This window comes from Pseudarthrobacter sp. NPDC058329 (assembly GCF_042879835.1).
Classification (GTDB): domain Bacteria; phylum Actinomycetota; class Actinomycetes; order Actinomycetales; family Micrococcaceae; genus Arthrobacter.
This window is the reverse complement of sequence record NZ_JBHVZR010000004.1, coordinates 183291-199602: the sequence shown is the minus strand read 5'-3', so window position 1 is coordinate 199602 and position 16312 is coordinate 183291. Positions and strand designations below refer to the sequence as shown.

The 16312-nt window shown below is 64.6% G+C and carries 17 protein-coding genes; 8 read left to right on the top strand and 9 right to left on the bottom strand.

Features of this window, described 5'->3' with window-relative positions; translation table 11 throughout:
* Positions 1–135 precede the first annotated feature (135 nt).
* On the top strand, positions 136–468 hold the full coding sequence (locus ACFVYC_RS08355) for a hypothetical protein (protein ID WP_387548883.1): 333 nt from the start codon (positions 136–138) through the stop codon (positions 466–468).
* 49 nt (positions 469–517) lie between these two features.
* On the opposite strand, the gene ACFVYC_RS08350 is transcribed toward ACFVYC_RS08355, so the two are convergent.
* The 5 genes from ACFVYC_RS08350 to ACFVYC_RS08330 form a co-directional block, all read right to left on the bottom strand.
* Positions 518–1135, bottom strand: a complete 618-nt coding sequence (locus tag ACFVYC_RS08350) for a phosphatase PAP2 family protein (protein ID WP_387548881.1) — start codon at positions 1133–1135, stop codon at positions 518–520.
* 13 nt (positions 1136–1148) lie between these two features.
* Positions 1149–2672, bottom strand: coding sequence for a dihydrolipoamide acetyltransferase family protein (locus tag ACFVYC_RS08345; RefSeq protein ID WP_387548879.1), 1524 nt, complete (start codon positions 2670–2672; stop codon positions 1149–1151).
* Positions 2673–2679: 7 nt separating this feature from the next.
* Positions 2680–3660, bottom strand: a complete 981-nt coding sequence (locus ACFVYC_RS08340) for an alpha-ketoacid dehydrogenase subunit beta (RefSeq protein ID WP_387548877.1) — start codon at positions 3658–3660, stop codon at positions 2680–2682.
* Complete coding sequence (gene pdhA, locus ACFVYC_RS08335) at positions 3660–4937, bottom strand: pyruvate dehydrogenase (acetyl-transferring) E1 component subunit alpha (protein WP_387548875.1); 1278 nt, start codon at positions 4935–4937, stop codon at positions 3660–3662. Before pdhA ends, ACFVYC_RS08340 begins: the two co-directional genes overlap by 1 nt.
* Positions 4938–5086: 149 nt before the next feature.
* Complete coding sequence (locus tag ACFVYC_RS08330; RefSeq protein ID WP_387548873.1) at positions 5087–6205, bottom strand: histidinol-phosphate transaminase; 1119 nt, start codon at positions 6203–6205, stop codon at positions 5087–5089.
* 163 nt (positions 6206–6368) lie between these two features.
* Here ACFVYC_RS08330 and ACFVYC_RS08325 point away from each other — a divergent pair, with 163 nt between their 5' ends.
* On the top strand, positions 6369–6791 hold the full coding sequence (locus ACFVYC_RS08325; protein ID WP_387548872.1) for a phage holin family protein: 423 nt from the start codon (positions 6369–6371) through the stop codon (positions 6789–6791).
* A 60-nt stretch (positions 6792–6851) separates the two neighbouring features.
* On the opposite strand, the gene ACFVYC_RS08320 is transcribed toward ACFVYC_RS08325, so the two are convergent.
* Positions 6852–8219, bottom strand: a complete 1368-nt coding sequence (locus tag ACFVYC_RS08320) for a hypothetical protein (protein ID WP_387548870.1) — start codon at positions 8217–8219, stop codon at positions 6852–6854.
* Between the two features lie 475 nt (positions 8220–8694).
* Here ACFVYC_RS08320 and purB point away from each other — a divergent pair, with 475 nt between their 5' ends.
* Positions 8695–10137: an adenylosuccinate lyase gene (gene purB / locus ACFVYC_RS08315; protein WP_387548868.1), complete on the top strand. Its 1443-nt coding sequence runs from the start codon at positions 8695–8697 to the stop codon at positions 10135–10137.
* A gap of 124 nt (positions 10138–10261) precedes the next feature.
* Positions 10262–10936: a histidine phosphatase family protein gene (locus ACFVYC_RS08310; protein WP_387548866.1), complete on the top strand. Its 675-nt coding sequence runs from the start codon at positions 10262–10264 to the stop codon at positions 10934–10936.
* Here the strand turns inward: ACFVYC_RS08310 and ACFVYC_RS08305 are convergent.
* The 3 genes from ACFVYC_RS08305 to ACFVYC_RS08295 form a co-directional block, all read right to left on the bottom strand.
* A complete protein-coding gene (locus tag ACFVYC_RS08305; RefSeq protein WP_387548864.1) occupies positions 10933–11853 on the bottom strand; it encodes a serine/threonine-protein kinase in 921 nt (306 codons plus the stop codon). The two genes, ACFVYC_RS08310 and ACFVYC_RS08305, sit on opposite strands and share 4 nt — an antisense overlap.
* The gene (locus ACFVYC_RS08300; protein WP_387548863.1) at positions 11850–12011 is read right to left on the bottom strand and encodes a hypothetical protein; all 162 of its coding nucleotides are present in this window, start codon (positions 12009–12011) and stop codon (positions 11850–11852) included. The genes ACFVYC_RS08305 and ACFVYC_RS08300 overlap by 4 nt, the downstream gene beginning before the upstream one ends.
* Before the next feature lie 196 nt (positions 12012–12207).
* Positions 12208–12723 carry a MarR family winged helix-turn-helix transcriptional regulator gene (locus ACFVYC_RS08295; RefSeq protein WP_387548862.1) on the bottom strand — a complete coding sequence of 172 codons (516 nt, stop codon included), beginning with the start codon at positions 12721–12723 and terminating at the stop codon, positions 12208–12210.
* Between the two features lie 148 nt (positions 12724–12871).
* Between ACFVYC_RS08295 and ACFVYC_RS08290 the strand changes: the two genes are divergently transcribed.
* The 4 genes from ACFVYC_RS08290 (at position 12872) to ACFVYC_RS08275 (ending at position 16291) form a co-directional block, all read left to right on the top strand.
* Complete coding sequence (locus tag ACFVYC_RS08290) at positions 12872–13375, top strand: GNAT family N-acetyltransferase (protein ID WP_387548860.1); 504 nt, start codon at positions 12872–12874, stop codon at positions 13373–13375.
* Between the two features lie 67 nt (positions 13376–13442).
* Positions 13443–13877, top strand: a complete 435-nt coding sequence (locus ACFVYC_RS08285; protein WP_387548858.1) for an acyl-CoA thioesterase — start codon at positions 13443–13445, stop codon at positions 13875–13877.
* 226 nt (positions 13878–14103) lie between these two features.
* Positions 14104–15180: an extracellular solute-binding protein gene (locus ACFVYC_RS08280; RefSeq protein ID WP_387548856.1), complete on the top strand. Its 1077-nt coding sequence runs from the start codon at positions 14104–14106 to the stop codon at positions 15178–15180.
* Positions 15181–15226: 46 nt separating this feature from the next.
* On the top strand, positions 15227–16291 hold the full coding sequence (locus ACFVYC_RS08275; protein WP_387548854.1) for an ABC transporter ATP-binding protein: 1065 nt from the start codon (positions 15227–15229) through the stop codon (positions 16289–16291).
* Positions 16292–16312 lie beyond the last annotated feature (21 nt).

The following is a 16312-nucleotide window of genomic DNA, read 5'->3' as shown; positions in this document are numbered from 1 at the left end:
GCAGTGGCGAACGTCGCGGCGGGGAGTGTCTGGTCTCACGCGCGATACGCCCGTGGAGCCCCTGGCACAACGATAAAATTGGATAAGCCCCCAATGGAGCGGACACCCAGCATCCACGATTATCAAGGGGCCCCATTGCTCACTCTCCAGCGCCGCCAGCTCGTAGGGCACGACATCCTCCTGGCCCGCCATGGAAACCACATCTGCTCCATGCGCGTTGACCGCAGCAATGGCAGGGTAGTTGCGCTGCTTGACGACGGCACCGTGGACAGCGCCCCGAACCTCATTGCGCCGGGCCTCCAGCTTCCTGAGACCCTGGCCAGCGTCATGCGTGAGGATTGGAAAATCATGACGGTTTGTGGGGCTGTTGCCGCCGGAATGGGTGCGTTGATGGTGGCGGCAGCACTTGTCCTCGGAACAACCGCGGACCCGGCCATGCTGGAAATGCTGGCGTATTCGTCCTACTAAAGGACCCGCCGCCTAAAGCACCCGCTGCGGGACCGGCGAATGTCCCGGGCTAGGCGACCATCCATCCCTGCATGACCCACCAGATGCCGGCCATCACTACGCCGCCGAACAGTGAGCCGGCCACCACCTGTGCCCGTGTATGGGCCCGGAGCACCACCCGCGACCAGCCGACGGCGGGGATGAGCAGCAGCAGCGGAATCCACGCCGCCCCGAGCATAAGCACGGCAATGACGGCGGACGAGGATATGGCTGCGGCGTGCCCGCTGATCTTCCAGAACGGGCTGACTCCGGCGAGGACCACCACTCCGCCCACCACGGCCAAGACCATGGCTGTCACGCTCTGCGGGGCTCCTGCCGCATTCAGCACCAGCAGCCCGGCCAGGATCGAGGCCAGGGCCATCAGCAGCACGGGCGCACGCTGTTTACGGTTACTGACGTGATGGTCGGTGACTTTGCCCAGTTTCACCAGGACCAGCAGCAGCAACAACGGGATCACGCAGACAAACAAGGCCGCCAGCGCCCCGTAGGCCATGGTTCCGGGGAAGCCGGCCTGGGTCAGCGGGCTGATTAAGAGCTGTACGCTGACCACCACGGGCGGCTGGAACACTTCGGTGATCCATCTGGCTGCCCTGTTCCTGGCACGGATGGCGCCCGCGTTGGTAACCACTCTTGTCACTTTCCTAGTCCAGCAGCAGTGCCGGTTCCTCAAGGATGGCGGCGACGTCGGCCATAAAGCGGGCGGACAGGTCGCCGTCCACCACGCGGTGGTCGAAGGAGCCGCCCAGGGTGGTGATCCAGCGGGGAATCACTTCGCCGTCCAGCACCCAGGGCTTCTGCTTGATGGTTCCGAAGGCAACGATGGCCACCTCGCCGGGGTTGATGATCGGCGTACCCGTATCGATCCCCAGTGCACCGATGTTGGTGATGGTCAATGTTCCGCCCTGCATCTCGGCAGGCTGGGTCTTTCCCGCCCTGGCAGTGGTGGCCAGGTTGTTGAGGGAAAGTGCCAGTTCCTTCAGGGACAGGTCCTGGGCGTTCTTGATGTTCGGCACCATCAATCCCCGCGGGGTTGCTGCTGCGATTCCGAGGTTCATGTAGTGCTTGACCTGGATTTCCGCGGCGCCGCCGGCGTTGTCCACCCAGGTGGCGTTGACGCTCGGATTACGGGCGGCCGCCCAGATCACGGCCTTTGCGAGGATGAGCAGTGGCGATACCCGGATACCTTCAAAGTCACGCGACGCCTTGAGCCTCTTGACGAATTCCATGGTGCGGCTGGCGTCCACGTCCACAAAAATGCTGACGTGCGGTGCAGAGAAGGCTGAATCCACCATCGCCTTCGCTGTGGCTTTCCGGACCCCCTTCACCGGGATCCGCTCTATCCGCTGGTCCTGCGGCTTTCCTGCCTTGCCCCAGAAACCGTCCGCCTTGTCCAGCTCGGCGTCCCGCTGCGCCTGGTAGCTGACCAGGTCCTCGCGGGTCACCTCGCCGCGCAGGCCCGTGGCCACCACGTCTGCCAGGTCGATGCCCAGGTCCCGGGCGATCTTGCGGACCGGCGGCTTGGCCAGGACCTTGTTGACCAGACCGGTGATGGCGCCGCCAAAGGTGGGACGGTTGTCGACGGCGGCCGACTCACCAGGAAGCCGGGACGCAGTGCGTGCCGGGGCCACCCGCCCCTCCCCGGAGACTTCGGCCGGCGTGCGCGGCTGGACAGGCTCCACCTCCGGAGCATTGACCGTAAGGGACGCTGCAGCACCCCCGCTGGCTGAGCCCCGCGAAATCCGCGGGCGGCGCTTGACGGCGTCCGCTTTGGGGCCGGAGCCCACCAGCGGGCCGCCAGCCAGCGCACTGTCGGTTGCCGGCGCACCTTCGGACGTGCCGGCGTCGGACGCCGGAAGCTTGCCGTAGAGCGGCTGTACAGGTGTCTCGGGAGCGCGCACGTCAGCCGGTGTGGGGTCGCCGGAGACCTCGCTCGTGACGCTGATGATGGCAGTGCCGACGTCGATGGTGACGCCTTCGGGGACCAGCAGTTCGGTGACGGTGCCGGCGAACGGCGAGGGCAGTTCGACGATGGACTTCGCGGTTTCTATCTCGCACAGGACATCGTTGATGGCCACGACGTCGCCGGGCTTGACCTTCCAGGAGACGATTTCCGCCTCGGTGAGGCCCTCGCCGACGTCAGGCAAATTGAACTTGTTGAGAGTCATGGTGTCCTCAGTAGGAGAGGGCGCGGTCCAGCGCCTCGAGGATGCGGTCGATGTCCGGAAGGTAGTCTTCCTCAACCTTGGCAACGGGATAGGGCATGTGGAAGCCACCCACGCGGATCACGGGCGCCTCCAGTGAGTGGAACGCCCGCTCACTGATCCTGGCAGCGATCTCGCCGCCGATGCCGCCGAAGGTTGGTGCCTCGTGGGCCACGATCAGCCGCCCGGTCTTTTGCACCGAGGCGGTGACAGTATTGAAGTCGAGGGGCGAGATGGAGCGCAGGTCAATGACCTCAACGCTGCGTCCGTCCTCCTCCGCAGCGTCCGCCGCGGCCAGGGCCACCGGCACCAGCGGTCCGTATGCCACGATGGTGGCGTCGGTTCCCTCCCGGAGAACGTGCGCCTCAAAAGGGTCCTCCGCCCGGCCCGGCGACTCGACATCAACGTCGCCCTTGAGCCAGTACCGGCGCTTGGGCTCAAAAACGATGACCGGGTCCTGGCACTGCACGGCCTGCTGGATCATCCAGTAGGCGTCGTGCGGGTTGGACGGGGTGATGATCCGCAGGCCTGCCGTATGGGCGAAGAGCGCTTCAGGAGATTCGGAATGGTGCTCCACCGAGCCGATGCCCCCGCCGTAGGGGATGCGGATGACCACTGGAACCGTGAGGTTGCCGTTGCTGCGCGCGTGCATCTTGGCCAGCTGGGTGGTGATCTGGTTGAAGCCAGGGAAAACGAAGCCGTCGAACTGAATCTCGCACACCGGCGTGTAGCCGCGCAGTGCAAGGCCGATCGCAGTGCCGATGATGCCGGACTCCGCCAGGGGGGTGTCCACCACGCGGTCCGGGCCGAACTCGCGGATCAGCCCGTCCGTCACGCGGTAAACGCCACCCAGGGCGCCGATGTCTTCGCCCATCAGCAACGATTTGGGGTTGTCCGTCAGTGCTGCGCGAAGGCCCTCATTGATGGCCTTCGCTATGGTCATGGTGGTCATCAGTGGCCTGCCTCCTGGGACGCCTGCGCTGTTACTGCCTGCCGTTCCTGTGGTTGTTCTTCGCCGGCAAAGCCCGCCGAGTACTCCTCAAACCAGGCCAGCTCTTCCGCCACCAAAGGATGCGCCTCCACATATGTGTTGGCGAAGGCGGACCGGATATCCGGAGTTTCGAGGTCATGGGTGGTCCGCCGGACGTAGGAAGCGAGCTCGTCACCGTCAGCCTTGACCTTGGCGAAGAAGGCGTCGTCAGCCAAGCCTTCGGAACGCAGGTACTTCTCCAGGCGCTTAAGCGGATCCTTGGCCCGCCAGGCGTCCTCTTCGGCCGACTCGCGGTACTTGGTGGGATCGTCCGCCGTTGTGTGTGCACCCACCCTGTAGGTGAAAGCCTCGATCAGGACGGGGCCTTTGCCCTGGCGCGCGTGCTCCAATGCCCACTCGGTCACGGCGTGTACCGCGATGACGTCGTTGCCGTCCACCCGGATGCCGGGGAAGCCGTAACCCTTAGCGCGGTTTGACAGCGGCACCCGTGTTTGCACGTTGGTGGGGACGGAAATGGCCCAATGGTTGTTCTGGCAGAAGAACACCACCGGAGCGTTGTAGGAGGAGGCGAACACCATGGATTCGTGGACGTCACCCTCGGAGCTGGCGCCGTCGCCGAAGTACGCAATCACTGCGGCATTCGGTACGGCCGCCTCGCTCTCACGGCCGGCGGCTTGGGAAGCGGCGGTGGAGGCCGCGAGCTTCTGGTCCCGCTGGATACCCATGGCGTAGCCCACCGCGTGGAGCGTCTGGGCAGCCAGGACCAGCGTGTACAGGTGGAAGTTGGTGTCCTTCGGGTTCCAGCCGCCGTTGGAGACTCCGCGGAACTGGCGCAGCAGCTCGGCCAGGTCCACGTTGCGGGTCAATGCGACGCCGTGTTCCCGGTAGGTGGGGAAGATGTAGTCCTGCGGCTGGCTTGCCCGGCCGGAACCGATCTGGGCGGCCTCTTGTCCGGTCAAGGGGACCCAGAGCGCGAGCTGGCCCTGGCGCTGCAGGGCAGTGGCTTCGACGTCGAACCTGCGGATGGCAGCCATGTCGGCGTAGAGTCCCTGGAGTTTTTCCGGAGTGAGTTTTTCGGCGTACTCGGTATAAACGGGGTCGAAGCCGAGCTTCCCGTCGGCGCCGAGGAGCTGGACCATCTGTGCCGGGGGTTCGCCCATTACAGCTTCGGCATCAGCCTCACGCTGGTCGTCTACAGCTGTTCCGTCGAACTCGGTGGCAGGCAGATGTGTGCCCATACCGTCTCCTTGCTTGCCGCATGCGGATGCAATGCAATGTCGCTGGGATATATGCCGCAAAAGGAATGGATTCCTGCCGGGGCATATATATTGGCTTACTGATCCTAACTTTATCTTCAGTAAGTAACCGCGGGGCTACTTGTTAATTGCTAGGAACCGCGCGGGGCCTTTGTATAGTTCGCACACAGCCCGAGGAACCGCGTATTCGCTTCCTCCTCGCCGATGCTCACCCGGACCCCTTCCCCGGCAAACGCCCTGACTGACAAGGCCTGCGCAGCCGCAAGTTCTGCGAATCCGGCACTGTCGGGGCCGAGGTCCAACCAGACAAAGTTTCCCTGCGCATCCGGAACAGCCCAGCCCAGGCTCCGCAGCCCGGACGTGACACGCTCCCGTTCATCCACGAGCTTTTGTACCCTTTCCACAACTTGGGCGTAATTCTGCAAGGACACAATTGCGGCAGTTTCTGCGATCTGCGACACGGCGAACGGGGTGGCCGCGACCCGGAGGTGTTGGGTCAGCCCGGGATTGGAGACGCTGTAGCCCACCCGGAGGCCGGCAAGTCCGTGCGCCTTCGAAAAGGTCCGGAGCACAACGACGTTGGGGTACTTGCGGTAGAGAGCGATTCCATCCACTGCCTCCGCTGCCCGCACGAACTCCTGGTAGGCCTCGTCAATCACCACCACGACGTCTGCGGGCACGGAGCGGACAAAGGCCTCCGTTTCGGCTGCAGTCAGTACAGGGCCCGTGGGATTGTTTGGTGTGCAGAGGAGGATCACTCTGGTGCGCGCGGATACTGCGGCAGCCATGGCCTTGAGGTCGTGGCGTCCGCCGGCAGCCAGGGGAACGGGAACGCCTTCCGCGCCGGAGAGACCAATGCTGATGGGATAGGCCTCAAAGGAGCGCCACGCGTAAATCACTTCATCGGGCTTGCCGTCCTCGTCCCGCCCGGCGAACGCGGCCAACAGCTGGTTCAGGGCGCCCAGGCTGCCTGCGCCCGTGACGATGTCATCGGCCGGAACATCGAGGAAGGCAGCGAGCTGTGCGCGGAGCCGGCTGCTCAGCGGATCCGGGTAGCGGTTGAAGTCTGTCTGCTGGGCAATGGCTTCGACTACAGCAGGGATCGGCGGCAAGGGATTTTCGTTCGAGGAGAGCTTGTAACTGGCCAGTCCGTCCACGGCGACGGGAGGTTTGCCAGCGGCGTAGCGTGGCAGCTTTGCCACCACAGGACGTGGTGGGATGCCCCCGGCAAGGGTGTTCGATGACGTCATGCAGACCAGCCTACTTCGCATGGTTCCTGACACAGGGCGGATTTCGCCATGGATTGTATGGTCGCCGCGGCCCCGGAACCCGCAAGCCAAGCCATGGGGAAAGGGGCCTGGGTGCTTCACTTTTCCGGGCTGGCCTTCAGGGTGGTGTGAAATTATGGGGGCTATGCGACTGATTGCCCGGATTCTCATCAATGGCCTCGCCCTTTGGGTGGCGAGTTGGATACTGCCAGGGCTGGACATCTCCAGTTCCGCAGCTACGGATGCAGTGGCCAAAACCGGCGTGACGCAGGGGACGGACACCATTGGGATCGTTCTCGCCTACTTGTTCATCGGCGTCATCTTCGGTTTGGTGAACGCCTTGGTCCGCCCGTTGGTGAGCCTCCTCGCACTGCCCATCACCATTCTGACCCTCGGCCTGTTCACTATCGTCATTAATGCGGCGATGCTCTACCTGACATCCTGGATCAGCAGCTATACGCCGGTGCGCTTTACCATTGACTCCTTCTTCTGGACGGCCATTCTGGCCGCAATCATCATCACCTTGATCTCGCTGGTGGCCGGCAGGATTACCGGGGTTCGGCGGTAGCCGGACGGTCTGCCTGTGCCGTGGCCGCCTAAGGGCTGGACTTCGCCGCCTCCCGGCCGGCTAGCGCCCGGCATACCCGCGTTCCTGCCGGCGGGCGTCCGCTGCGTGGAGATCCCGGGCTGGAGCCTTGGTCCGGGTCAGTGAGAACCGGGTGGCCGTCGCGGTTCCACCTGCCCCCAGCACGGCCCCAAGTGCCGCCGTGGATCCCACCAGGGATGGATCCGTGCTGGCCGCCACCAGCCGGGCGCCGTCCTGGTAGGTGCTGAGCGTATGGCCCGGGCCGATGCCCCCTTCCCCCTCAGCGGCCCTCGGAGCCTGGCCCAGGGAAACCGTTACGCGGTCCCTTGTATCCGGATTGGGCGCTCCGTCGGCACCCGGCACCCAGTCCCCGCGGTGTTCCAGATGCAGCGATTGCACTCCGGCGGCGGGAATAATGCCGGCCACCGGGGAGCCCGCCGTGAGCACGTACCGAAGATCGTAATCGCGGAGGAAGCGCGGATCGGCAGCCATGTTCATGGCGTGTATGCCGCCCTGGCTGTAGCCCACTGCCACCACAGGGGCACCGTGCTCCGCGCCTGCTGCCTGAAGGGCCCGGAGCGCCGCAACATTCATGTCCTCTGAGCTGTACACCATCGCTTCGAGAATGCCCACCTCATCGAACGGGTTGTCCCCGCCGCCGCCGGCATGTGCAGGCTGGGTACCGGGAACAACCACCACGTATGTCCTTTCCCCGCCGTTGTTGACCTCGATGACCTCGATGAAGCCGGCGCCGCGGGCGTCTATCTGCCGGATGCGCTCCAGGAGGCCCACCGGCGAAGCATCCAGCTCCACCTGAAAGGTCTCCTCCTGCTGCACGGCCACTTCGCGGCCAACAGCGCCATCCTGCTCGAGGGCATCCCAGATTCGGGGATGGTTTTCCGCCCGCCTTTTGACGTCAGCGGCCTCAAGCCCAAGCATCCCTACGATGGTTTCCGCAGTTTTGTCGTCAGCTGCTCGGTTTGTAGCGAAATTTGCGAGGGAGCCGTAGATCTCCCCGGGGCTGACCATGCCCACCGACCTTTCCGCCCCTGCAAGCCACTCCGCTACCTCGTACTCGTGCTTGCAGGCGCGGACGTCGCTGCTGAGGCGCTGCAGTTCGGTCCGCACCGCCTGGATCCTCCGCTCCGACTCACCTACAGCGTTCAAGGCAACGGTGCCCGACCACCGGGGCAGGTTCTGGAACGGAATGAGGTCCTCCCAGATGCGGCGGACTTCAACCTCCAGTTCGGCGAGACTGCCCGCCAGGTCATCCAGTTTTTGGGCACCGCCCATCAGTTCTTCGAGCTGGAACGTGATGCCACCCACCCCGCCGCGGATTGTTATGGGCCCTTCTTCGGCAGGGCCGGACAGCCGGATGGACCCGGCGCCGGAAGGCGCAGCCTCAGCCATCAGGTCCTGCCCCCAGAGGTGCAGTCAGCCGCCAACGTTTCCTGGCTGTGCCGTTTCACGGCCGCCCTCGCTTCAATCAGTGCTTCGAGGGCACGCCGCAGGGCAGCGGACTGCAATGAAACAGCGTCACGGTACGCGCGTCCGGCCGGAGACTCCCATTGCAGCAATTGAATCTCCCGGAAGCTGTCCAACACAGCTTCTCCACGGACAACGCAAACAGCCACCCTCCCCGCCAGCTGCTCCATCTGCGAGGCACGCAACATGTCCTTCTGCAGATCCGCCCCCGTCAGTTGGCTGCCCATCGCCCTTCCCTCTCCCGAATGGCCTGCGCCTGTAGCACCGGCCAGTAAGCTCTGCCTGGGATGAACGCTACGGAGGCCGGCCGGCGTGCCCAACCGCCGGCGTCGCCTATGTGGACAAGTAACCTCCCGGGAGGGGCTAAAGCCGCCGCTGGAGTTCATGAAAGAATCAGCACATGCCTGAAACCGCCTCCACAGCTGACACCCGTACGCCCTCAGGACGCCTGGCACTCGCCGCGTCCCCGGAAAAAATCGCGCTCGGCCCGCTGGACGGCCGCTACCAGTCCGCCGTCGCCCCGCTGGTGGATTACTTGTCCGAAGCGGCACTCAACCGCGACCGCGTGGCAGTGGAAGTTGAATGGCTCATCCATTTGACCAGCAACAACGTCCTTCCCGGTGCCGGTCCCCTGACGCCCCGGCAGCAGGAACAGCTGCGCGGCGTCGTCACCGAATTTGACGCCAATTCAGTGGCGGAACTGGCGGACATTGAAGCGGTAACCGTCCACGACGTAAAGGCCGTGGAGTACTACATCGGACGCCGCCTCCCCGCCATCGGCATCGAAAACCTCACTGCCCTGGTCCACTTCGGCTGCACCTCCGAGGACATTAACAACCTTTCCTACGCGCTGGGCGTGAAAGGCGCTGTGGAGGACGTGTGGCTCCCGGCAGCGCGCGCCCTGGTGGCCCAGATCAGCAGGATGGCCCAGGACAACCGCGCCGTCCCCATGCTGTCCCGTACTCACGGCCAGCCAGCCACTCCCACGACGCTCGGCAAGGAACTGGCAGTCATCGCGCACCGCCTCACACGGCAGCTGAACCGGATCGAAAAGACCGAGTACCTGGGCAAGATCAACGGTGCCACCGGAACGTACGCCGCCCATGTTGCTTCTGTTCCCGGCGCTGACTGGCAGCAGGTGTCCAAGTCCTTCGTCGAGGCCCTGGGACTGACCTGGAACCCGTTGACCACCCAGATTGAAAGCCATGACTGGCAGGCGGAACTCTACGCCGACGTCGCACGCTTCAACCGCATCCTGCACAACGTCTGCACCGATATCTGGAGCTACATCTCCATCGGCTACTTTGCCCAGATCCCGGTGGCCGGCGCCACCGGTTCTTCCACCATGCCGCACAAGGTGAACCCGATCCGTTTCGAAAACGCCGAGGCCAACCTGGAAATCTCCTCCGGCCTGCTGGACGTCCTGGGTTCCACGCTGGTCACCTCCCGCTGGCAGCGCGACCTCACTGATTCCTCCAGCCAGCGCAACATCGGCGTGGCGTTCGGCCACTCCCTGCTTGCCATCTCCAACGTGGCCAAGGGCCTGGAGCGGCTGGACGTTGCCGAGGACGTCCTGGCCGGGGACCTCGACACCAACTGGGAAGTCCTGGGCGAAGCGATCCAGATGGTCATGCGCGCCGAGGCAATTGCCGGCGTCGAAGGCATGGAGAACCCCTACGAGCGGCTCAAGGACCTTACCCGCGGACAGCGGGTGGACGCCGCCCGCATGCAGGAATTCGTCCAGGGCCTTGGCCTCTCGCCCGACGCCGAGGCGCGGCTCCTCGCGCTGACGCCCGGCAAGTACATTGGCATTGCGGACCAGCTGGTGGACCACCTGAAGTAGGCCCGTACGGCCGGCAGTAAGAGTACGACGGCGGCGCCGGGCCTGGAAAGGCCCGGCGCCTTCTCCATTCGCACGTTCCTCATGGCCTGCCCGGCTGCCCGCTTCCAGATGCGAAACTGGAGGCATGAAGCTGCTCTTGATCCGCCACGGGCAAACCCCTGGCAACGTGCTTGGCCAATTGGATACAGCCCACCCCGGCCCCGGGCTGACGGACCTGGGTGAACGGCAGGCTGAGGCCCTTGCCCGTTCGCTGGCCAACGAGCCCATTGAGGCACTTTACGCGTCCACCCTGGTTCGCACCCAGATCACCGCAGCACCGTTGGGCCGGATGCGCAGCCTTGACGTGGCGGTGATGGATGGCCTGCACGAAATCGAAGCCGGGGCACTGGAAAAGCTGACGGACCACGAGTCGCACAAGCGGTACATGGGGACGGTGATTTCCTGGGCCGCGGGGGATCTTGACCGGCGGATGCCTGCCGGGCCGGACGGCCATGACTTTTTTGAGCGTTTTGACGCCGCCATCGCCCGTGTTCTGGAGCGCGCCTCCGGGGAACAGGCCACGGCGGCAGTCGTCAGCCACGGCGCAGCCATCCGCACCTGGGCCGGGCGCCGGGCAGTAGGCGCAGACCACGAGTTCGCCGCGAAGCATGTGCTGGCCAACACCGGAATCGTGGCACTGGAGGGTGATCCGGACGGCGGGTGGCGGCTGATCCACTGGGACGGCAGCCCGGTGGGCGGACTTGCCCTTGCCGATCCGACCGCTGAGGACCCCATGGGACGGAAGATGGCGGAGCCCTAAACCAGCTGCCTGCTCCGGCGGGCCGGGAACACCGCCATTCTGCGGCAGGTGCTGTTGGCCAGTCCGGCGGCAACCGGGGGTACCAGCCTCGCGGCCATGACAGCGGCCTCAGCCGCCGTTGGCCGTGCGTCACTGTCCATGGCCGTAAGTGCTGTGAGGAAGGAGCACCATCCCGGCCCCAGCGAGTTCGGGATTTCGGGGCTCCGGAGCGTCCTGGCCACCAGTGATTCAATGGCCGTGCCCGGAAAGGCCTTCGAGCCGGTGAGAAGCTCCAGCAGGACCAGGCCCATGGCATAAATGTCCCAGGAGGAATGCGCTGGCCCGCCCGCAGCCTGCTCCGGGCTCATATAGTGCACTGTTCCCGACGAGATTCCAGGCTCCGGAGGAGCTCCGGCAGCGGCCGCGATGCCGAGGTCGATGATGCGCACCGGGCTCCTCCGCAGGCCGCTGAGCATAAGGTTCACGGGCTTGATGTCACGGTGGACGAGGCCCTGTCCATGCAGATGGGCAAGCGCCCCGAGGAGGCCGCCGGCCCAGATGGCTACATCTCCGGCGCGTGGGAGGCGGGTGCGGGTTGCCTCGGCAAGGCTCGCGCCGAGCGCCAGCTCTTCAACCAGGAATGGGCGGCCCTCGAAGGACGTCCCGGCCGGCATCACGGAGTGGGTGATGAATCTGATGATGGAAGGGTGATCCAGCGCTGCCAGGACGGCGGCTTCATCGCGGATCCGCTCAACGTGCTTTTCGGAGTTGCCGACGGCCATCTTGACGGCCACATCCGGACCGCCCTCAAGGTCGGCCGCGCGGAACACCTCAGCCAGTGAACCCCGGCCCAGGCGCTCTTTGAGCAGGTAGCGGTTGGCCACAGGGTCCCCGCGCAGGCCCGCGGGGCTCTGCACAGTGGCGCGCGGGGAAATCATGCGCACAGGGCAGCCGCGTGGGAGGCTCCCAGGCCGGCATCGAGCTGGAAGCCGCAGCCGCAGCGCCACACAGGCGGGAGCTGGACAGGACCGCCGTGGTCCGGTTCGAAGGTGTAGCCGACGGCGACGGGCCCCACAGCAGGGGTGACAAGCTCCATTGCGGTTCCGCAGTGGACTGCGGCGAGGCCGGCCGGACCGTCCGCCTGCTGTGCGTCCTTCAGCTGTCGCGGACCGGCCCACGCATGAGGGAAACCAAGCTTAGTAAAAGAGACCAACGCACTCACGACTCCAGCTGGAAAAACTTTCGGAATTGATCGTAAGCATACATATTACTAGTTGATCTAGCTAGTCCGGCTAGGTACTTTCTGCGTGTCCGGAGTCAGGCAGTTGCAAGGCGTCCGTCATGCGCCCCAGGAATTCAACGACTACCCGTGCTTCATCCGCACTCAGCTCTTCCGCCACGGCCATCATCCGGCGGTGCATGGAACCCAGGGTCACCCGGACCTCCTTGTCCGACTCCACCGTGGGAACCACCACCACGGAACGCCGGTCCGTTGGGTGGGGTTCACGCCGCACGTGGCCGCTGCCCACCAGTCGGTCGATCAGCGAAGTGGTGGAGGCGCTCGTGATCCCCAGGAACTGGCTCAAGTCCTTTGGCGCAGTGGCCTTGCCGGAGGCCTGCATGCGCAGGAGATAGCGAAGGGCGAGGATATCCGTCTCGCCCATACCCATGGAGTCACGCGTGGAACGCCGAACGGCCGTTTCAGCAGCCCGATAGTCCCGCAGGGACTTCAGTACTGCCGCACTGTAATCCAGCTGGCCATCCGGCCCGTACCAATAACCAGAGCCTTCATTACCGATGGAACGCATGGAAACATTCTAGTCCGGCTGGTATCTAGACGACCAAGCGAATCAGACCGCCTCCTGCGTTATCCGAGCGCTTACCGGCCAGAAACATCGGCGTAACCCCACGCTTCTACGCTTGTTATGCATATCCCTTCGGCGAATCGAGGCAGACATGCAAACCAATCCGCGGCTTAACATCCGGCAGGTTGCCTGGTCCAACCCCGTGGGCGCGGACCTGCGCCGGGCGCAGCAGGCGGAACTCGATGCCCGCTTTGGTACCCCTGACCACGAGCCTGGCTCGCCGCCGTCGGACGCTGACTGCGCCGTGTTCCTGGTGGCTTATGACAAGGGATCCGGCCAGCCGGTAGGATGCGGCGGCCTGCGCCTTCTGGACGACAGGACAGCAGAAATAAAGCGCCTGTACGTCATCCCCTATACCCGGGGATCAGGAGTGGCCAGTTCCATCCTGGCGGCCTTGGAAGCTGAGGCCTTCAAACAGGGAATCACCCGCATCAAAGCGGAGGCAGGGTCGGCCCAGCCCGACGGCCGGAACTTCTATGAAAACTCCGGTTTCGAACCCGTTCCCAATTTCGGTCCCTACGTGGGTGTTGACCACTCCTACTGCTACGCCAAAAGCATTCACGCCCGCAGCGCAGCCCACACTGCGATGGCGTAGGAGGGCGGGGTGCGAGGGAGCGCCGTCACACTCGGTGCCGCGCGCGCCGCTCGGCTAACCTCGGCCTATGGAATCAGCAGACATCACCTTCCGCACCCGAAAGTGGGTCCGGCCCGAGGACCTCAACGCCAACGGCACCCTTTTCGGCGGCAGCCTGCTGAAGTGGATCGATGAGGAAGCGGCCATCTACGCCATCCTCCAGCTCGGCAACGGACGCGCCGTCACCAAGTACATCTCGGAAATCAACTTCGTCAGCTCCGCAGTCCAGGGCGACCTGATCGAGATGGGACTGACCGCCACCCGGTTCGGCAGGACGTCCTTGACCATGCGGGCCGAAGTCCGGAACATGATCACGCGGCAGAGCATCCTCACCATCGAAGAGATTGTCTTCGTGAACCTGAACCCAGCCGGCAAGCCGGAGCCCCACGGCTACACCGACATCACCTACGACAGGGACCGGATCCCCACGCATCACCTGACAGACACGCTCCAGCAGGACTGACGCAGCACCACGCCAGGCAGGGCACGCTCTGGAGCAGGGACGGCCGGCGGCGGCTGCAACATTTACCTTCCGTTTACGCGCGGGGCACCCGTTGTTATGGCTGCCGCGCCATGGTGGACAGCCCGGCTGTTTATCGAATCGATAGGAATACAGCCGGACTTTCGGTGTGCCCGGCTATAGGCTGGCCGGACATGCTCCGATTCCAGTCCAGAAATGAGTCCTGATCGTGCGTAAATTGCAGACTTTGGTTGCCGCGGCCGTTGCCGTCACCCTTCTCGCCGGATGTGGCGGGGGCGCGGCAACACCCGCGGCCTCCGGTGATGCCTCCTCGGCCCCGGCAGGGGGTTCAGGAGAAACCCTCGTTGTGTACACCAACTCCAACGGCGAGGGCCGCGGCGAGTGGTGGACCACAAAAGCGGCCGAGGCCGGCTACAAGATCGAGATTGTGGGTGCCGGCGGCGCTGACGCCACCAACAAGCTGATCGCCGAGAAGAACAACCCGATCGCGGACGTGGCGTTCGGGCTGAACAACATGTACTTCTCACAGGTCAAGGCCGAAGACGCCCTTGAGCCGTACGAGCCCGCCTGGGCCGGGGAAGTGGACAAGGCACTGGGCGACGGCGAGGCTTACTGGCCGCTGGTCAAGCAGGCTATCCTCCTGGGCTACAACTCCGACAAGGTTTCCAAGGACGCCGCCCCACAGGACTGGACGGACCTTTGGGCAAGGGATGAGTTCAAGGCCCGCTACGAGCGCGTCACCGGCCTGGGTACGGCGACTGCGCAGCTCGTCTTCGCCGGCATCCTGAGCCGCTACCGGGACGACTCCGGCGATCTGGGGATTTCCGATGAGGGCTGGAAGCAGGTGGAGCAGTACTTCCAGAACGGCAGCCCCGCCGTCGCCAAAACCGACCTCTTCGCGCGCATCGCCTCCGGCGAGGTGGACATGGGACAGATGCCGTCCTCGATCATCGCCGAGCGTGAAAAGTCCTTCGGCGTCAACGTTGAAACCGTGATCCCGTCCGTCGGGGTTCCGCTTGCCGTGGAGCAGATCGCACTGGTCAAGGGCACTGAGAAGAAGGAACAGGCCCAGAAGTTCATCGACTGGTTCGGCAGCGCCAAGGTGCAGGGCGAGTTCGCAAAGCAGTTCAACTCCATGCCGGTGAACAAGTCCGCCGAGGCGGAAGCCAACCCCGAGGTGGTGTCCTTCTTCGCGGACCTCAAGCAGCAGGACATCGACTGGGAATTCGTACAGCAGAACATGGGCGCCTGGGTGGAGAAGATCGAGCTCGAGTACATGACGTAACCGCCGGTCACCAGCCATCACACCCGCTTCGCCAGACAGGTTTGCCATGATCCGCTTGGACAACATCAAGGTTTCCTTTGGAGACTTCACCGCCATTCCACACCTTAACCTGGACGTCCAGCCCGGTGAGTTCTTCACCTTGCTGGGCCCGTCAGGCTGCGGAAAAACGACGGCGTTGCGCACGTTGGCAGGTTTTATCCAGCCTTCCGGGGGAACCGTCCATGTGGACGGCAAGGACGTCACGCGGCTCCCGAGCGACAAGAGGCAGGTGGGCATGGTGTTCCAGAACTATGCCCTGTTTCCCAGCATGAGCGTGTGGGAAAACATTGCGTTTGGGTTGCGGGTGCGGAAGGAGAAGGCTGCGGACAGTGACCGGCTGGTCCGCGAAATCGCCGGCCGCGTGGAACTCAGCGACGAGCAGCTGTCCAAGAACGTGGCCGAGCTGTCCGGCGGCCAGCAGCAGCGGGTGGCAGTGGCGCGCGCCCTGGTGCTGCGGCCCAAGATCCTGCTGCTGGACGAGCCCCTGTCGAACCTGGACGCCAAGCTCCGGCATCAGCTGCGGCAGCAACTGAAGGACCTGCAGAGCCAGTTCGGCATCACCACCGTCTACGTCACGCACGACCAGGACGAGGCACTGGCCATGAGCGACCGGGTGGCTGTTTTCAACAAGGGGGTGGTGGAACAGGTGGGCACCCCGCAGGAGATCTACGATCACTCCGCCACCGAGTTCGTGTGCAACTTCATCGGGGACAGCTCCGCGTTGACGGCCCAGTTCGTGGCGGAGCTGAACCGGCTCACGGGGGCGGGGCTCAGCACGGACGCCAACTCATACCTGCGTGTGGAAAAGGCGTCCCTGGACCCGGCGGCAGACGGGGGCGCCGCCGTCGGACTTCCCGGCACGGTAGTCTCCCGCACCTACCACGGGCTCCACAGCCGCTACGTGGTGCGGAGCCATGGCGCAGAGATCCGCTTGCTGGTGAGGGAAGACGGCGGCGCCCACCCTGAGCCCGGGACGGAAACCACCGTGTACCTCCAGCCTGCACATGTCCTGCAGTACCATCCCGGGACTGGCGCCGCCCTGACGCGGGAAGACCAGGCGGTACCCCTGTGACGGGCGGGACACCGGCCCGCA